Source organism: Candidatus Pantoea formicae, from assembly GCF_011752625.1.
In the GTDB taxonomy this organism is placed as follows: domain Bacteria; phylum Pseudomonadota; class Gammaproteobacteria; order Enterobacterales; family Enterobacteriaceae; genus Pantoea; species Pantoea formicae.
On record NZ_VWXD01000018.1, the window covers coordinates 66,953 to 81,959 of the forward strand.

Annotated in this window: 21 protein-coding genes; 9 read left to right on the top strand and 12 right to left on the bottom strand. The window is 48.3% G+C overall.

Annotated elements, in window-relative coordinates; genetic code table 11:
- Window positions 1–89: 89 nt before the first annotated feature.
- Window positions 90–329: a biofilm development regulator YmgB/AriR family protein gene (locus tag F3J38_RS26415; RefSeq protein WP_045816981.1), complete on the top strand. Its 240-nt coding sequence runs from the start codon at window positions 90–92 to the stop codon at window positions 327–329.
- Here F3J38_RS26415 and F3J38_RS26420 read toward each other — a convergent pair.
- Window positions 319–633 (bottom strand): hypothetical protein, encoded by a 315-nt coding sequence (locus tag F3J38_RS26420; RefSeq protein WP_167144144.1) that lies wholly within the window; start codon window positions 631–633, stop codon window positions 319–321. The two genes, F3J38_RS26415 and F3J38_RS26420, sit on opposite strands and share 11 nt — an antisense overlap.
- 379 nt (window positions 634–1,012) lie before the next feature.
- Between F3J38_RS26420 and F3J38_RS26425 the strand changes: the two genes are divergently transcribed.
- The gene (locus F3J38_RS26425; protein ID WP_167144146.1) at window positions 1,013–2,884 is read left to right on the top strand and encodes a DUF7380 domain-containing protein; all 1,872 of its coding nucleotides are present in this window, start codon (window positions 1,013–1,015) and stop codon (window positions 2,882–2,884) included.
- 155 nt (window positions 2,885–3,039) lie between these two features.
- On the opposite strand, the gene F3J38_RS26430 is transcribed toward F3J38_RS26425, so the two are convergent.
- On the bottom strand, window positions 3,040–3,312 hold the full coding sequence (locus tag F3J38_RS26430; protein ID WP_167144148.1) for a hypothetical protein: 273 nt from the start codon (window positions 3,310–3,312) through the stop codon (window positions 3,040–3,042).
- A gap of 151 nt (window positions 3,313–3,463) precedes the next feature.
- Complete coding sequence (locus F3J38_RS26435; protein WP_100700153.1) at window positions 3,464–3,736, bottom strand: XRE family transcriptional regulator; 273 nt, start codon at window positions 3,734–3,736, stop codon at window positions 3,464–3,466.
- 564 nt (window positions 3,737–4,300) lie between these two features.
- Here F3J38_RS26435 and umuD point away from each other — a divergent pair.
- Window positions 4,301–4,720: a translesion error-prone DNA polymerase V autoproteolytic subunit gene (umuD, locus tag F3J38_RS26440; protein WP_167144175.1), complete on the top strand. Its 420-nt coding sequence runs from the start codon at window positions 4,301–4,303 to the stop codon at window positions 4,718–4,720.
- 8 nt (window positions 4,721–4,728) lie between these two features.
- Window positions 4,729–6,003, top strand: a complete 1,275-nt coding sequence (umuC, locus tag F3J38_RS26445; RefSeq protein WP_167144177.1) for a translesion error-prone DNA polymerase V subunit UmuC — start codon at window positions 4,729–4,731, stop codon at window positions 6,001–6,003.
- Between the two features lie 171 nt (window positions 6,004–6,174).
- On the opposite strand, the gene F3J38_RS26450 is transcribed toward umuC, so the two are convergent.
- Both F3J38_RS26450 and F3J38_RS26455 read right to left on the bottom strand, forming a co-directional pair.
- Complete coding sequence (locus tag F3J38_RS26450) at window positions 6,175–6,516, bottom strand: molecular chaperone (protein WP_167144150.1); 342 nt, start codon at window positions 6,514–6,516, stop codon at window positions 6,175–6,177.
- 56 nt (window positions 6,517–6,572) lie between these two features.
- Window positions 6,573–7,256 carry a ParA family protein gene (locus F3J38_RS26455; RefSeq protein ID WP_167144152.1) on the bottom strand — a complete coding sequence of 228 codons (684 nt, stop codon included), beginning with the start codon at window positions 7,254–7,256 and terminating at the stop codon, window positions 6,573–6,575.
- A gap of 303 nt (window positions 7,257–7,559) precedes the next feature.
- On the opposite strand from F3J38_RS26455, the gene F3J38_RS26460 reads away from it, so the two are divergent.
- From F3J38_RS26460 to F3J38_RS26470, 3 genes are all read left to right on the top strand, one after another.
- Complete coding sequence (locus F3J38_RS26460; RefSeq protein WP_167144154.1) at window positions 7,560–7,790, top strand: EexN family lipoprotein; 231 nt, start codon at window positions 7,560–7,562, stop codon at window positions 7,788–7,790.
- Between the two features lie 1,090 nt (window positions 7,791–8,880).
- Window positions 8,881–9,513 (top strand): recombinase family protein, encoded by a 633-nt coding sequence (locus F3J38_RS26465; RefSeq protein WP_166936754.1) that lies wholly within the window; start codon window positions 8,881–8,883, stop codon window positions 9,511–9,513.
- Entirely contained in the window at window positions 9,513–10,067 is a 555-nt protein-coding gene (locus F3J38_RS26470) for a plasmid fertility inhibition factor family protein (RefSeq protein ID WP_240156082.1), read from the top strand. Before F3J38_RS26465 ends, F3J38_RS26470 begins: the two co-directional genes overlap by 1 nt.
- 20 nt (window positions 10,068–10,087) lie before the next feature.
- Here F3J38_RS26470 and F3J38_RS28425 read toward each other — a convergent pair whose 3' ends face one another.
- A complete protein-coding gene (locus tag F3J38_RS28425) occupies window positions 10,088–10,171 on the bottom strand; it encodes a DUF4113 domain-containing protein (RefSeq protein WP_369411042.1) in 84 nt (27 codons plus the stop codon).
- A gap of 371 nt (window positions 10,172–10,542) precedes the next feature.
- On the bottom strand, window positions 10,543–10,770 hold the full coding sequence (locus F3J38_RS26480; protein WP_167143999.1) for a hypothetical protein: 228 nt from the start codon (window positions 10,768–10,770) through the stop codon (window positions 10,543–10,545).
- A gap of 228 nt (window positions 10,771–10,998) precedes the next feature.
- On the opposite strand from F3J38_RS26480, the gene F3J38_RS26485 reads away from it, so the two are divergent.
- Window positions 10,999–11,337: a hypothetical protein gene (locus F3J38_RS26485; RefSeq protein ID WP_167144156.1), complete on the top strand. Its 339-nt coding sequence runs from the start codon at window positions 10,999–11,001 to the stop codon at window positions 11,335–11,337.
- An 80-nt stretch (window positions 11,338–11,417) separates the two neighbouring features.
- On the opposite strand, the gene F3J38_RS26490 is transcribed toward F3J38_RS26485, so the two are convergent.
- The gene (locus F3J38_RS26490; RefSeq protein WP_167144158.1) at window positions 11,418–12,578 is read right to left on the bottom strand and encodes an IS30 family transposase; all 1,161 of its coding nucleotides are present in this window, start codon (window positions 12,576–12,578) and stop codon (window positions 11,418–11,420) included.
- A 177-nt stretch (window positions 12,579–12,755) separates the two neighbouring features.
- Complete coding sequence (locus F3J38_RS26495; RefSeq protein ID WP_167144161.1) at window positions 12,756–13,091, bottom strand: nuclear transport factor 2 family protein; 336 nt, start codon at window positions 13,089–13,091, stop codon at window positions 12,756–12,758.
- 255 nt (window positions 13,092–13,346) lie between these two features.
- On the opposite strand from F3J38_RS26495, the gene F3J38_RS26500 reads away from it, so the two are divergent.
- Complete coding sequence (locus F3J38_RS26500) at window positions 13,347–13,799, top strand: GNAT family N-acetyltransferase (protein ID WP_240154150.1); 453 nt, start codon at window positions 13,347–13,349, stop codon at window positions 13,797–13,799.
- A gap of 156 nt (window positions 13,800–13,955) precedes the next feature.
- On the opposite strand, the gene F3J38_RS26505 is transcribed toward F3J38_RS26500, so the two are convergent.
- The 3 genes from F3J38_RS26505 to F3J38_RS26515 form a co-directional block, all read right to left on the bottom strand.
- Window positions 13,956–14,159, bottom strand: coding sequence for a CPCC family cysteine-rich protein (locus tag F3J38_RS26505; protein WP_167144163.1), 204 nt, complete (start codon window positions 14,157–14,159; stop codon window positions 13,956–13,958).
- A gap of 113 nt (window positions 14,160–14,272) precedes the next feature.
- Entirely contained in the window at window positions 14,273–14,533 is a 261-nt protein-coding gene (locus F3J38_RS26510) for a hypothetical protein (protein WP_167144165.1), read from the bottom strand.
- Window positions 14,534–14,756: 223 nt separating this feature from the next.
- Window positions 14,757–15,007, bottom strand: a 251-nt coding sequence (locus tag F3J38_RS26515) for a DUF4113 domain-containing protein (RefSeq protein ID WP_167144167.1), incomplete at its 5' end; no start/stop codon positions are given.

Genomic DNA, 15,007 nt, shown 5'->3' on the forward strand with positions numbered 1-15,007 from the left:
AAGATAGAGCACCGCAGGATTACTGCTGTACACGCGCCTGTGCATCGGTTACTTTGCGCCCGACCTCATTCACTACGCACGGGTATTTGATGCGACAGGACGGACTACCCCCGGAAAAAGAAGCCGGATTGACCGGCTATTTCAGCCAGGTCACTCACCCCTGCCAGATTGAGCTGCTGGGCCGCATCACCGTTGAAATCCTGCGTCAGGAGCGGCGGCTGACGCGCACCGCCTTGTGCCTGAAACTGATAGGGCGCCTCGACGGTGCCGACGATGAGGCCGAGAGAGAACACCTGAAGGTTCTTCTCAGAATGCTGTTTAATCGCTGAGCCTGAGGGGTAACACCGGGAGTTCACCGGTCACGAAACGTTCGTCCAGGGAAGAGAGCGGCAAACGGAATGCCGTGCAGTCATGGCGCATAACAACGGTTCGCAGATGCCGGTTACAGATAAACCAGACCTCGTCGCGGTCGTTGTAAAGAATGAAATACGCGTCAGACGTTTCAGAAGGATTAAAGCATTCCAGCGCCCGGTAGGCCGTCGTGAGGCTGAACCCGCTCAGCAGCGGCAGCGGCCGCGGCCCGCCGGGCAGCTCTTCCACTCTGAGATACAGCCCCTGTTCCATCCAGAGCATGGCCACCTCCGCAGCACATCTTCATTCTTCAGTAAAAGTTACGGTGCCGGGTGCCTCCCGGTGATTCAGAAAGGCTACCACCTGAATCGCGCTTTTGTTCCTGCTGTACCTGTGTAGTCTGGCCCCGTTGCACAGAGGGATTCACCGTGTTCAGAGCATATCCGTATTGAATTGCAGGAAAGTTCTGAATGATGTTTCAGGAAGGGAATAAAAGCATTTTAATCATCAACAAATACTATCGCTTGTTCTTAATTGGTTACTCAGGAATTTGCGAGGCATAGTAAAAAAACCTGGTTAGCGGGAGAATATTTGTCATTACCCGTTAAAGTTGCATAATTCGAAAGCCGCGATTAAGCCTAGATATTACAAGGAGATGCCCGTGAGTAAAATACCAAAACAGGAAGGTTCGGATAATCAATATTCGCTGGAATTCGTCACGGCGGATGATTTTCGCCAGGCAGATATTAATACGATTTTACATGACTATTCCGGCCTGTGTGATTCAAATATGTGGCTTGAACTTAACCGCATTGCACACGCCTCCTCAGAAAAAAATAATCCTTCAGCCCACCGGACACTCAGATTATTAGTCTTACTATGCTCATTCAGAATGTCAGCCGATGACCCTGCGGGCATTTGGCATTCTCGATGGCAAGATGCAAAGAACACAATGCTCACGCCCTCTTTGTTGGGTAAGGAACAAATTTCCATACTGGCAGAAATTCTTTCAGAGATAAAAAATACTGCGCTAAGAGGCCGAATAGCAGATGTGATATGGTCAAGCTGTCGCTCTCAATATAAAGCAGGAACAGAAGCCATAAAATCTTATTGTGAAATAATTGAGTTTCATCTTTACAAAACCGTCACTAAAGATAACATCAGTTACCCGTATATATTTGAACTCGTTAATTTATTGCAACGATCTCTATACATTCATTTTTCCATGGGGAAGAAAAAACTTATGGAAAACTCCCTGAGAGAGACCTTCCATAGATTTTATGATTTTTCAGCCAGTAAAACTCTGTATGTTCCCTTTCAACGGATAGGGGAACTTGCCTATCGTTATAATATTAAAACTTACATGGAAGTGGCGCATGATAGCGAAAAGGTTTTATCTGAGGGTCAACCAGATGATTACCCGGACGCCCGTAAGAAAGTGTGGTCACTGGCAGCAAAGTGCTATGAAAAAGTGAACGATTCTGAGGGGCAACGGCGCTGTCTCGAAGAATACACGATAGAGACGCTACGGATGCGTGAGCTCGTATCTGATGCTGCAGCAAAAGCGGCCTGGACACGTCAGGCTATCACGGAACTACAAGTTGCGGGTGGGTTTAAGGAGTGGGTTGAAAAGCTAATTTCAGAATTGAGAGATCTTCAGCAGCTAAGCGTAAGTGAACTAACCCCCATTAATACTCCTTGGGACTTAACGAAGGAATACAAAGAAACTGAAACAAAATTCCAAAAGCTTAACATCCCTCAATCTCTGTTTATTTTTGCTCAACTCTCTGCATCCCCAACTGTGCATGACCTGGAGGAATTCGCGATGGCGAACTCTTCCTCTGGCCTTACATCTTTATTTCCAGGAAAACTTCGTGTAGACCATGAAGGTAGACCTGTAGCAAGGACCTCAAGCGAAATTAAAGGCGATGAACCAGATGCACAGTGGCTAAAAGAAAACTCACTTGAAACAATGAGTGAACACAGACACAAAGTCGTTGTGGCTGGCATTGAACCTGCCAGAAAAACAATTATGCTCGGATTCCCACTGGAGGTAAGACATTTTGACGCGCTGGTTAACTACAGTCATTTTGTCCCTTTCGGGCATGAGCATCTTTTTAGTCTGGGTTTCTCTCGATTATTTCAAGGGGACTTTGCATCGGCAGCATATATTCTCATTCCACAACTTGAGAATACTTTACGCCATGTTTTATTCTGCAATGGAAAAGACTCATCAAAGTTTAATGATGGAGAATTTCAGGAAGACCGTTCTCTATCAGCACTATTAGATATTCGAAGGGATGACTTGGTATCTGTTCTCGGAGAGAACATTGTTAATGAGATAGATCTTCTTTTCAATTATAAAGCAGGCCCTTCACTCAGGCACAAAGTTGCACATGGCAAACTGGCTGCCGGTAATTGTTATGATACAGATACTGTCTACGCGTGCTGGTTCATTTTTAGATTGATATGTCTTCCTATTCTCAATGATTGGGAGGAAAAAATCGCGCCGCAAATCCAGATGACGCTTTGATCGGTAACTATTCATTGGTGCCCTAACCTTGCATTCAGCAGGGCTGAGAAGCTGGGCGCTAATAAACTGCTATGCTGATCAGGTCGGTTCGAGAAGCCGGCTTACCTTAATAACTCCTTTTCCCCTGCGGCGCCCGCCGCGGGGGGATTTTTTTATCACAGCCTTCCCCTGTTGAATTCCAGCGTGCTGATGGCCAGCTGCAGATAAGCCTGACTGTTTTCATCGCCGATGGTCCGGGACAGCGCCAGCCGGTCGTTCAGACACTCCATAAGGGTATCGTGGTTAATCTCATTACCCGCCTGCCAGATGCGGATGGCTGCATTCCCAACTGCGTCGCGCGCGTCAGCATAACGAATGACAAGGTCGCGCATATCATGCGCCCGCTTACGTTCTTCCCTGCTGAATGATGTGAAATCGTCAGAATTCATTCCTGCCCCCTGGTAGGTTTTAGCCAGACAGAGACCGCCATGCGGAAGCGCCGTGCGCAGGAGGCATGGACGGGAGGATGCCGGCACAGGCTACAGTTTATTTACCCCTGGTGAATAAGGAGAAGATAATCCCGTACCGGCAACGGTTAATTTAGCACAGCGGCGCCCTGTCGCCATCGCCCGGTGCGGCAGCGTCTGATTCGGCCCGCGTCCAGATGGCCTGACGGGTCAGCCAGAATCCGGATGAATGAAACACTATCCCCAGTTGCTCAGCCAGCGTCTGCGTCACCGGCAGTCGCCCCGCCAGAAAAGCCCAGGCGATATCGCTGTCCAGCCCGCTGCGGTCACACAGCTGCGTCACGGAGATATCATGCTCAGTGAGCAGATAAGCGAGAAAGCGTGCGGGAGAGGTATGGCCGTCCATAGATTACCCAGGGAGGTTATGAAGAAGTTTCGTCCAGATTAATGCGCTCCGCTTGGTCTGCACAACGGGTCCGGAAAAAAATACCTGCCGTCAACTGCCAGTCCGCAACGCTCGCCGCAGTCACGGCTGAGGCGTACCGCAGCAGCGCGAGGAGCGAACAGCCGTGGCGAGGAAGCGTCACGTCACCGATGCCCGCAAAGACTGCTTACGCTCCGGTGCCGGGATCAGGAAAGAAAGATAATGGAGCCCGACCGCGGAAAGCCAGGCGGGTGATGTACAGCCCGGAAACGCTTCCGTAGGTTGCCCGGGCCCGGTATCAGCATAGATGCCCGAAGAGTGTGCGGCGGAAAATATTTTTTCCCCGCTCTCAGCCACATAAATCCGTTTCCGGACGTATCTGCCGGACTGCCTCTTGCCAGATAAATGCCACTCAATAATACTGTACATATAAACAGTATTATCAGAGGAGGATTTTATGCATCAATTACATACAGCACCCACCCTAACTCCTGCAACGTCTGCCGGGAGTTTACAGTGAAACCGGCAGCGTACACCCCCGGCCTGATGCTGCTCTGGCCCCCCATCTTTACGCCGCGCGTACGGGTCCCGCTGTTCGCAGACCCGTGTGCCGCCGGATTCCCCTCCCCTGCACAGGACTACGTCGAGTCCGAGCTCGACCTGAACGAGCTCTGCATCCGCCGGCGCGCCTCAACCTTCTTTGTGCGCGCCAGCGGCAGCAGCATGGAAGGACTGGGGCTGTACGATGGAGACGTTATGGTGGTTGACCGGGCCGAGGAGGCATCCCACGGCGATGTCGTGATTGCGGAGGTCAACGGGGAATTCACGGTTAAACGCCTGCAGCTGCACCCCCGCCTCGCCCTGCTGCCCATGAATCCGGCCTACTCCACCATTTACCCGGAGGAGCTGCAGCTGCTCGGCGTAGTCACCTGGTTCTTCAACAGCACGCGAGCGCGCCGGAGGTAACCATGCCCATGTTCGGACTGGCCGACGTCAACTCATTTTACGCCAGTTGCGAGGCGCTGTTTCGCCCGGACCTGCGCGGTAAGCCGGTGGTGGTGCTCAGCAACAACGACGGCTGCGTGATTGCCCGCTCAGCGGGCGCGAAGCTCCTGGGCATTAAAATGGGCGCGCCGTGGTTTCAGATAAAAAATGAAGGTTATTCTGAGAAAATTCATGTCTTTAGCTCAAACTATGCCTTATACCACTCGATGTCGCAGAGGGTCATGACGGCGCTGGAAGAAATGACGCCGAAGGTGGAGCAATACTCGATAGACGAGATGTTCCTCGATATAACCGGCATTGATGGCTGCGAAGACTTTGAGCACTTCGGGCGGCGCCTGCGCGCTCACGTGCTGGCCACAACCGGACTGACAGTCGGCGTGGGCATGGGCCCGACTAAAACGCTGGCCAAAAGTGCGCAGTGGGCGAGCAAGGAGTGGAAGCAGTTTAAAGGCGTGCTGGCCCTGACCACGGGCAACCCTAAACGGACCGCCACGCTCCTGCAGAATCAGCCGGTGCAAGAAATCTGGGGCGTCGGCAGGCGCATCGCGAAGAAGCTGAACATCATGGGCATTGAAAATGCCCTGCAGCTGTCGCGCGCGCACCCTGCCCTCATCAGGAAAAACTTCAGCGTGGTGCTGGAGCGCACCGTGCGCGAGCTGAACGGCGAATCCTGCATCCCGCTCGAAGAGTTCGCGCCCGCAAAACAGCAGATCGTCTGCTCGCGATCGTTTGGCGAGCGCATCACGTCAAAAGTGGCCATGCAGCAGGCGCTCTGCCAGTACGCGACGCGCGCGTCCGAAAAGCTGCGCGGAGAGCGGCAGTTCTGCCGCCGCGTCGGCATCTTTATTCGCACGTCTCCTCACGCCCCCGGCGAGGTGTTTTATGGCAACAGCGCCGGCGAGAACCTGAAAGTGCCCACTCAGGACACCCGTGACGTTATTGAAGTGGCCATGCGCAGCCTGGACCGTATCTGGCTGGAGGGAAGGCGCTACATGAAAGCCGGCATCATGCTCGATGACTTCACTCCGAACGGCGTCAGCCAGCTGAGCCTGTTTGATGAGGACGGACCGCGTCCGAACAGTGCGCAGCTGATGAAGGTGCTGGACGGCATCAACCAGTCCGGACTCGGTAACCTGTGGTTTGCGGGTCAGGGCGTCAGCACTGAATGGAAGATGAAGCGCGAGATGCTCAGTCCAGCGTGGACAACACGCTGGACCGACATACCTATAGCCCGCGTTCTTTAGGATAAGCAAATACGTAATAAGTACTAAAAACATACACTTTACGCAAGTGCGGAAAACGAAAAATTAGCACCTAGAAAGCACATAATAAGAATCATTAAGATACTTATTATGTACACTTTAAATATCAATATAAGTAGCATTGCTAGTGCTATTGTTTTGGTAAATGTCTGATTACTTTTTGTCAAAAGCTCCGTCACGGGCCAGCTTTTCGCGAAACGCTTCGAGAATGTATGGCGTCATAAGCAGAGATGTTATGTTCTGTTCTTTAAGCTGGTCATACGCATCCCAAAGATCTTCCGGGATTTGAACATTTTTAGCTCTGCGAACAGCTTTGACTTTCTTGCGAGTTACTGACTTTTCATTTTGAGTAGACTGCTCTGCCTTTGCTGCGCTTTCGGTTAGGGCCTCTGAGGCCTGCGGAACTACTTCAGAAGCAGTTCCTGCCTCATGTAAAGGAGCCCCTTTAGAAAGCTTAGAAATGCGATCGAACATAGCTGACTTAGGATTAGCCATTAAGTACACCCTTGATATATAAAAAGTACATTTTTAGTACTTATTGAACACTTAAATCATACCTTATCTAACGCGTTTCTAATATCTAAATAAAGCGATCGCATAGCATTACCAACATTGCTGTATCGGGTCGTCATATGTTCAACCACACCCATTCCCTGCCCGAATTGCTGAGGGGCAGCTTTATCCATTGGAATAGCAGTTTCCATTCTGACCAGGTTGTCGAACTGAGAAATATATTTGTCGATATCGGTGTAGTTTCGGCGATTTGAAGGGACCTTGTTCATAACAACATGGGCAATTTTCTTTTCACCGAGTTCTGCAGATATTTCATCCAGTACCTTACTGAACTCATGAAGTCCGAGAATATCCGAAGGATCGTCTTTCAAAGGAGAAATGATAAGGTCTGCCAGCGCTACGGCTGCGCGAGTGATAGAAGAGTCAAAACCACCGCAGTCTACCAACACGGTATGGCCCTTTTCTTTAGCTTCCAAAACTTCGGCAATGAAGCGATCAACGACGCTCTCCATATCGTCGGTAAGACGTACTACATTCCACCGAATATCCTCATCGCGGAAGCTGTTAAAAGTCGTTACCGCCGGAGTAGGGTCCGTATCGTAAAAAATATCGGGTTTAAGTTCAGGTGCAATGTTTAGACTGATAAGAGACTTACCTGTCCCACCTTTTTTTATAGCAACTGCAACAACTTTACCGGCATACGGATTAGATGTATTAGCCATACTATTTAGGTCCTTAAAATGTACATTTTTAGTATTCTTTAAAGACCATAACAGTACTCTAAGCCTCTTTCAACTAAAAGTGCAATTTGCGTACTTAAAGAGCATTACTTATGTATCATTTGTGTACATTTTTGGCATTATTTAAGTACGTAATGCGGTGTTATTGTTCAGGTGCTTTTAAAGCATAGACAGGGGGAGGGTACAGGTAGGGGTGATTTTGATTACAGGTAAAGCTGAGTCGTACAACGGTACGCGTTGACGGGCTATAATTGCAGCCGCAATCCATTCGCTAAGGGAGAAATCATGAAAAAAGGACTACTTTCACTGGGCCTGGCGGCAACCGTGCTGCTTACTGGCTGTGATGAGGGTGCGCAGAGCCAAGAGTGGTATAAAGCGCATGACAAGGAGCGCATCGCTAAATATGATGAATGCACGAAAGCTTCCGATCCGCGTGGCACCGAGGACTGCCGCAACGCCATCGATGCCACTGTACACGGCGGCAGTTTTACAAAGAGTCCTAATAAGGGCTGGTAACGCTCGGAAAGGCCGCCGCGAGGCGGTTTTTTTACGCCCCTGTCCGGGCGTTCGGTAAAACGTCCATTCTGCGGAACTGCTTTGCAGGAACGAAAAAAGGCGGGGTGGAAAACCCCCGCCTTTGTTCAAGTTCCTTCAGCCATTAGCGGCGTCCGGTCAGTTGCTGAATCGCAACGATAAGCTTTACTCCGGTTAGCATTATCTGCATCACCAGGAGGACAGTTCCTAAAGTTATCACTTCGGCATCTCCTTATTCAGGAGAGCGCCACACGCCGCTTATGCCCTTGAGCTTCCCCTCGCGGCGCGTATCAATTACGAGTCGATACATGCAGCACCCTATGAGTGGGGGCAGACCGGACGGCTCCACCCGTTTCCGGCCGGGAGAATCCTGTAGGCTTCACCCGATGGCACTGCATAAGCGCAACTCGCGTTGTCATTATAAGCCAACAATAGGGTTGACGTATATTGACGGGGCCGTCAATAGTGCTAAAATTGCCCTACGAGTCGATACATGCAGCACCCTGTTCCTGAGCACGGCTTCCAACCGTACCCGGAACTGAAAATAAACCTGGTCTTCCAAACCGGGTTTTTTTTCGTCCTCACTAAGCACCTATATAAGCATTGCTCAACTTAAGTGCATCATACACTAAATAGCACGAATAGCTAAAGAGATTTCACAATACTGTGATCCTGTTTTTGCGTGTATATGCTTTTTTCTACCGTTCGGTAAAACCCGCATAACACTGAACCGCCCCGCTGCGGCGCACAACGCTACATGTAGTGCCTCTCTCAGCTGAGAATCATCAAGATATAGTGGTCCGGCCCTCAGTGCCCGTGCAGGCCGTGTCTGTTGCCCCGCTGCGTCATTCGGTAAGACTCCGGCGCGGGCGAGTTTCCCCCCAATGCGAATTGCCGCTAGCGGAGTTTTAGTTCTTGACCTTTATAAAAACCTTCGGAAGGATAAATCTTGAGGTTAAATTTGAGTATACCCTAGCGACACCAACGTTTTTCATCTCTGATCTCGCATATGGAACCACCTATGTGATACCCTTATTTGAAATACCACCTAAATGATTCTTTTGGAGTTCAGATGTACGTTTTCGGTTATCTCCGCGCATCTACTTCAGAACAGGATGCTACACGAGCAAAGAAAGCACTCAGGGATTTTGCCCTGATGCACAACAAACGTGTTGCCGGCTGGTATGTTGACAATATCTCGGGGACTACGATGAACCGGCCTGAGCTGCTCCGTCTGCTCGATGACGCAGAGCCAGGTGACGTTATTCTGATTGAACAGGTTGACCGGCTTTCCAGGCTCGATGATGAAGGGTGGAACATACTGCGTAGGCAGATTGCTGACAAACAGCTGTCAGTCGTCAGCCTCGATCTCCCTACCAGCTACCTTGCCCTGAACAACTCAGTGACCGACAGCTTTACACACAGCATGCTTAAAGCCATAAATGCCATGATGCTGGATATGCTGGCCGCTATATCCCGTAAAGACTATGAAGACCGGCGGCGTCGTCAGGCAGAAGGAATCGTTAAAGCCCGCGAGCAGGGCAGATTCCGGGGAAGGGTAGCGGACCTCGCAAAACATGAGTTGATCCGTAACCTGAGAATCACTCAGGAGAAATCGATTAACGAAACGGCCCGGCTCGCTGGCGTCTCCCGGGCCACTGTTATTCGTGTTTGCAGACAGGCTGGCCATGAAGGGAAATCGTAATGAGTGCAGACCTGATTATCAGTGAACACCCCGTTCTTGCTACCTGCGGTATTTTCAGCATAGAAAGAGATTACGGGGGATTCGGCGACAGAATCTGCACCTTTTCAGTCGCTCTTCGTGAAGGTAAAAACGCGTGGATGAAAATGTCGCTGCGGCATGATTCAGATAAATGGATAGTGATTGTACGAAAGCGTCCGTTCCTGGATGCCTGGGCCCGCTCCCGACAGGAGCGTCAGCTCTCAACCGGCGATGAGTCCGCCTGGAGAGACGATTATAAATTTCATCATGCTGAAAAAGGGTTCTCGCACGGGCGTGACAATCCCGTTCAGCTGGCATGGTGCGATGCGCATTATGAAATAGACAGAGGTCTGCCCGTGCTGCATACAGTTTTTACAGATGGCATCACGCGCACCATCTGGCTTCTGGCCAACGGCGCCGAAATATTTCCTGTCAGCGTGTCCTCAGAGAAATGCGCCCGTCTTCTTCTCCGGGGCGCTGGCGACAGAAAGACACAGCCGGTCTCAGTCGCATATCTGAAGTCGCTGTTAATGTAACGTTCGGTTGAAACCGGTCATTATTTAAGGACCGGAATATCTCGGAGTCGGGTCGTATATCCGGGTGAGAATATTTCGCGTTTCATGCGCTGCGTAGTCTTCACTGGTACAATGTCTTGATCATAGATAGAGGCAGAGATATGAAAATAACTAAAGAGAAAGTCAAAGTAGCGATGATTTCCGCTGTTTTATTAATTTGGCCTTTTTTGTTCCCCCCACTGGTTGAGCACTTTTATGCTGATGAACCCGGCGGTGTTGGGCCATAGCCTTATACCCTGTTTATACCTCTGGTTTATATTATATCAGCTTTCCCCTTTTTGATGGGTTGTTACTACCTGTATGATTTAATAAAAACCTGTATACCTAAATGAAGGTGGATAAGCTAAATGTAGTGGCTCAACCCAATGTTTTAATTTCAGTAATAACCAGCAAACACGTTTCCTACCGGGTTGACCGGCAGCCATGAGCGAGGAGCTTACATTGAGGTAATGTTAGCCGACTTCAACACAAGCGCGCCTTGGTGTGCATCGCGGTGACAATCTGGACAGAGTGCATTAGCATTTACAAAATGAGTCTTTGGAGTTGCCTCCACTAAAACGGGTACGGTTAATTTATTGCCATAGTCACAGACATAATCGACTGGAAATTTTACGGCATAACTTGAAGCAGACAGGCAGAGTATAAGATAGGCGATGCGTTTCATCTCAATTTCCTGTGAGTAATTAGTGATCACTATTTCATTAAATTACAGATAAAATAATCTTGCCGAAGCGTATAAACGGAATATCGCTTAGTGACCTGCATCACCATTTCAGAAAGTCTCATTAAAACCTGCTCTTTTTTTGTACTCTATAGACAATCCCACTATATCTCCCATCAGTTTTTTCTGGTTTACTTATGTAATCGATTTCATAAGCTTAAGGATTAGTCTGTGAAAGCATCTTATATGAGCACCCTGAATTCGGCCCTACTCAATTATAATATCAATAATGTCAGTAAGATACGCATTGGTCGTGATGATGGAATTACAATTTTCCAAAACCTCGAAGGATTAATCGGACTGACTATTGTGATTGAGGGAACAGAAAACAGTCTTGTCCACTTTTACAGAAAGGGTATTAATCGTAGTCATCCCGAGAAACTGTATCGATCAAAATGCCTGTACTCAAGACGTGAAAACTTTGAGTATCAAGATTGGCTCTTCCGCACGGTCACGGATGAATTCACCGAGAGCACTGAATCACTTGAGCAGCTGTTAAAGAGAGCATAAAAAACACCCGCACATGGCGTGATCTGCTCCCGTTCTTCAACATAGATCGTTATTAAGAACTTCCGCTTCTGGCTGTGAGTTCAACTGATGGACGCAACACACTTATTGAACCGTTCTGCGGGTGATTCATAGTCTAGCGTTTTTCTCGGTCTTTCGTTGAGCTGTCTGGCAACGCTGTTTAGTCTGTGCTGACTGTGAACCGATAAGTCAGTTCCTTTTGGAAAATATTGTCTTAGCAACCTGTTCGTATTTTCATTTGAGCCACGTTGCCAGGGAGATTGAGGATCACAGAAGTAAATCTGGATGTCTGTTGCTACAGTAAACCGGGTGTGGCTGGTCATTTCAGCTCCCCGATCCCAGCTTAATGTTTTATATAGCTCAACAGGTAATTCCCGGGCTTGTCTGATGAGTGCAGATATAACCGTTATGGTCTTGTTGTCCCTGATTTTGGCTAACATAACAAAGCGGGAATGGCGTTCTACGAGGGTGACGATATAGGAGTTTTTCGAGCCCTGGATCAGATCACCTTCCCAGTGACCAGGGATGGCTCTGTCTGAGGCTTCCGGTGGCCTTTCGCTGATAGGTATCGCATTCGGGATTTTCCCTAATCCTTTCCCTTTAAGTGATGACGTTCGGGATCTACGAACCGCTCTTCCGCTTCTGAGGCATTGCTGTAGCTCTTTTTTTAATGCCCCCCGGGTTTGTATAAAAAGCGTTTTATAAATCGTTTCGTGTGACACATGCATTTCCTGATTATCCGGATAACAGCGTTTCAGCCAACCGGCGATCTGTTCCGGCGACCAGTCCTGATGCATCTTCTCTGCAATGATTTTACACAATGTGGGGCTTTCAATTAGCTTGCAAGGTTTTGGTCTCAGAGCATTTTCCCACGCAGCAGTATCGGCTTTTGCTGCACGGTACTGCTTGGCACCTCCGTGCCTCCTGACCTCGCGGCTAATCGTTGAGGGTGCTCTTGATAAGTTGGCAGCGATGTCCCTGATACTGAGTTTTGCTACCAATCCTCTGGATATTTCTTCTCTTTCATCAAGCGTAAGCGCTAATCGATGCCGCTTTCGAACGGGAGGACGGTAGCCACCTGTCTGGTGGATTGTGGGCATGATAGAAGAATGAAATCTGTCGAACATTCTGGCGATATCATGCAGGGAATCACCTTGTTTATATCTATCCCAGATAATTGCCTTCTGCTCTGGCGTGTAGTTAATACGAGTTCTTCGTTTCATGGCAACGTCCCCCCCTTGATTAAGGATAGCGTTGCATCGAGCCATGGAACTCACAGCACAAAGCGGACTGACGTCAGTCTAATGTCCGCTATGAGCAAACAGCGGACCTTAGACAGCGATTCTAACTCAGTGTGAAAATGGGATACTGGAAGTCTTAACTAGTCATTAAGCGCACAATCATGGGAAATAGAACCATGCTGTAGAAATGAGGTCGTTTTTAATTTCAAAAACAGCGACGCTTTCTAGAGGCTGATCAGATAAACCATATATTAATTCGTGATCAAAAACTTTATTGCCCATTACGATTCTGGAAATGAGTTCCGCTCTAAGCGCTGGATTATTAAAGCGATTATTCATGTAGAACTCACGTAATGATTCTTTCCCAACTGTTGAAGGACGTTCACTTGGCATACGATAACCTTTGAAATCATCTGAAAAGCAGGACATGAATGCTTCAATATCGTGGGCATTGTAGGCTTCAAACTGAGCTTTAACAGGTGAATCGGAAGACATAGTAAGACCCCAAGTGATTTTAAATTCATTAATAGTGCATATAAAATCATTTTAATGCCATATTAACAAGTTAAAAGATGAAGTGAGGCAAATTTTGATGCAGTCCGTTTGTGGCACACAGCAGTCTTCGGCTAACCCAAGGACAGCTATGAGCGAGGAACAGACATCACACTGTTGTCCCATACCCGTTTTGTGTGGATGTATTCCTTTACTGGATGCATCATGTTAGTCGCATTCATCCTTCAGGGTATAATCATGATTACAGTAGAGAAATCAGATCCGTTGTCTTCAGAATCCCATCGCTTAATCGAATTGCTATCCGCAGAACTTGCCACTATTACGGGTGATAACGGCAAAAGCAATTTCGCCGTTGAAACAATGAGTGATGAAAAAGCCGTATGGGCATTAGCGAAGAACTCCCAAGGTAGAGTTGTCGGGTGCGGTGCTATACGACCTTTAACGCAAAATATAGCCGAGCTTAAAAGAATGTATTCAGACCGAAGTGAGTCAGGAGTTGGCAGTGCTTTACTCACTTTTCTTGAAAAATCTGCAAAAGAGATGGGATATACCGAGCTTAGGCTGGAAACCCGACACATCAACCACCGGGCTGTAAATTTCTACAACAAAAAGGGTTATATCCGTATTGCGAATTACGGCCCATACATAGGTAGGACGGAAGCAGTCTGTTTCTCGAAGACATTACGCTGATTGTATTAATCGGATCTGACGTCTGCTTCTGATACGAAGCGGACAAGCTAAGAGTGGTGACTGTCCGCTGTGAGCGATCAACGGACGTTGTAAGCTTTCTTAAGTGGCTGAGATTTCTCTCAGAAAGTCGCAAATTCATTTTATGTGATTAGAAAATCAGGAGGTTTTAGCTCTACTCTTGAAAATAAAAGATCTAGCTTCTTTTAGACTAAGCCTATTAGCTCCGCCTCCAAAATCAGGATCATTGGACTGAACAGGATCATCTTCCCAATGACAGAACGAACATATTTCGTAACGGTCTGGTTCCCCGATAGTATTATTACCACAACAGATACACGGATAAAGTTCTTTTTCCGACATTGTCAATTCCCGTACTCCTAACGTCTTCACCAATTAATATCAACTTCTTGCAAGCAGTTGTCTTGGGTAATCCTTAGGACAGCTATGAGCAAGAGCGGACCTCGCAATAATTATTAATCACCTGATTTTATGCCATAATTAATAGGAAGAGACCTAACGTATTTTTCAATCTCTCCATTGTAATGAGTCGATATACTTTCAAAGATATCAGCTATTTCTTTTCGATTAACTTCATCAAGGGACTGAAGAGTTCCTGAAATGCTTTCCTGCATCTCAATGGCTACATCAGGATTAATGAGGTTCTCGTCGGTAAATTCGAGTGCGATAGCGATATCAGCAATGGCTCTTACTAATTGTATAGATTGTGATGACATATGAACCTCTTCATAGTTTTTGACTGGATCCCTATGCATCAACTTAACATAAAGTTAGCAACGTCCGCTCCTGGCACACAGCAGCCGTTCAGATGTAAGGCCTCATGCCAACTAAATCTAATGGGCAGTTTTAGTTGGCGATGGTCAAGTAATCTGCAAACGGTCGTCAAATGCAAATGGGTAGTCAGGTCAGATGCAATTGCTCAGATAGAAGCACAGATAATCATTTAATGGCCGGGATATCGCGTAGTCGCGTGGTGTACCGTGGGGACAGCATTTCGCGCTTCATCTGCCAGCTGCTGTCCTGAGCCCCCTGGCCCGCAAACCACACCTTTCCCCGGCCCGAGCGGTTAATGCCGTCCAGCGCCGCCATCAGCGCGTCAGCGTTGGCGCGCGGCAGCTGCTCGCTGAACATGTCGAACTGCGCCACGCCTGACTGATAAAAATCACCCAGCATGACGCCGGCCTTCGCGT

Excerpts from the sequence above, each read along its gene's own strand:
- F3J38_RS26415 (WP_045816981.1), top strand. The coding sequence starts at position 90 with ATGCGACAGGACGGACTACCCCCGGAAAAAGAAGCCGGATTGACCGGC.
- F3J38_RS26420 (WP_167144144.1), bottom strand. The coding sequence starts at position 633 with ATGCTCTGGATGGAACAGGGGCTGTATCTCAGAGTGGAAGAGCTGCCC.
- F3J38_RS26430 (WP_167144148.1), bottom strand. The coding sequence starts at position 3,312 with ATGAATTCTGACGATTTCACATCATTCAGCAGGGAAGAACGTAAGCGG.
- F3J38_RS26435 (WP_100700153.1), bottom strand. The coding sequence starts at position 3,736 with ATGGACGGCCATACCTCTCCCGCACGCTTTCTCGCTTATCTGCTCACT.
- umuD (WP_167144175.1), top strand. The coding sequence starts at position 4,301 with ATGCTGCTCTGGCCCCCCATCTTTACGCCGCGCGTACGGGTCCCGCTG.
- umuC (WP_167144177.1), top strand. The coding sequence starts at position 4,729 with ATGTTCGGACTGGCCGACGTCAACTCATTTTACGCCAGTTGCGAGGCG.
- F3J38_RS26450 (WP_167144150.1), bottom strand. The coding sequence starts at position 6,516 with ATGGCTAATCCTAAGTCAGCTATGTTCGATCGCATTTCTAAGCTTTCT.
- F3J38_RS26455 (WP_167144152.1), bottom strand. The coding sequence starts at position 7,256 with ATGGCTAATACATCTAATCCGTATGCCGGTAAAGTTGTTGCAGTTGCT.
- F3J38_RS26460 (WP_167144154.1), top strand. The coding sequence starts at position 7,560 with ATGAAAAAAGGACTACTTTCACTGGGCCTGGCGGCAACCGTGCTGCTT.
- F3J38_RS26465 (WP_166936754.1), top strand. The coding sequence starts at position 8,881 with ATGTACGTTTTCGGTTATCTCCGCGCATCTACTTCAGAACAGGATGCT.
- F3J38_RS26470 (WP_240156082.1), top strand. The coding sequence starts at position 9,513 with ATGAGTGCAGACCTGATTATCAGTGAACACCCCGTTCTTGCTACCTGC.
- F3J38_RS26480 (WP_167143999.1), bottom strand. The coding sequence starts at position 10,770 with ATGAAACGCATCGCCTATCTTATACTCTGCCTGTCTGCTTCAAGTTAT.
- F3J38_RS26490 (WP_167144158.1), bottom strand. The coding sequence starts at position 12,578 with ATGAAACGAAGAACTCGTATTAACTACACGCCAGAGCAGAAGGCAATT.
- F3J38_RS26495 (WP_167144161.1), bottom strand. The coding sequence starts at position 13,091 with ATGTCTTCCGATTCACCTGTTAAAGCTCAGTTTGAAGCCTACAATGCC.
- F3J38_RS26500 (WP_240154150.1), top strand. The coding sequence starts at position 13,347 with ATGATTACAGTAGAGAAATCAGATCCGTTGTCTTCAGAATCCCATCGC.
- F3J38_RS26505 (WP_167144163.1), bottom strand. The coding sequence starts at position 14,159 with ATGTCGGAAAAAGAACTTTATCCGTGTATCTGTTGTGGTAATAATACT.
- F3J38_RS26510 (WP_167144165.1), bottom strand. The coding sequence starts at position 14,533 with ATGTCATCACAATCTATACAATTAGTAAGAGCCATTGCTGATATCGCT.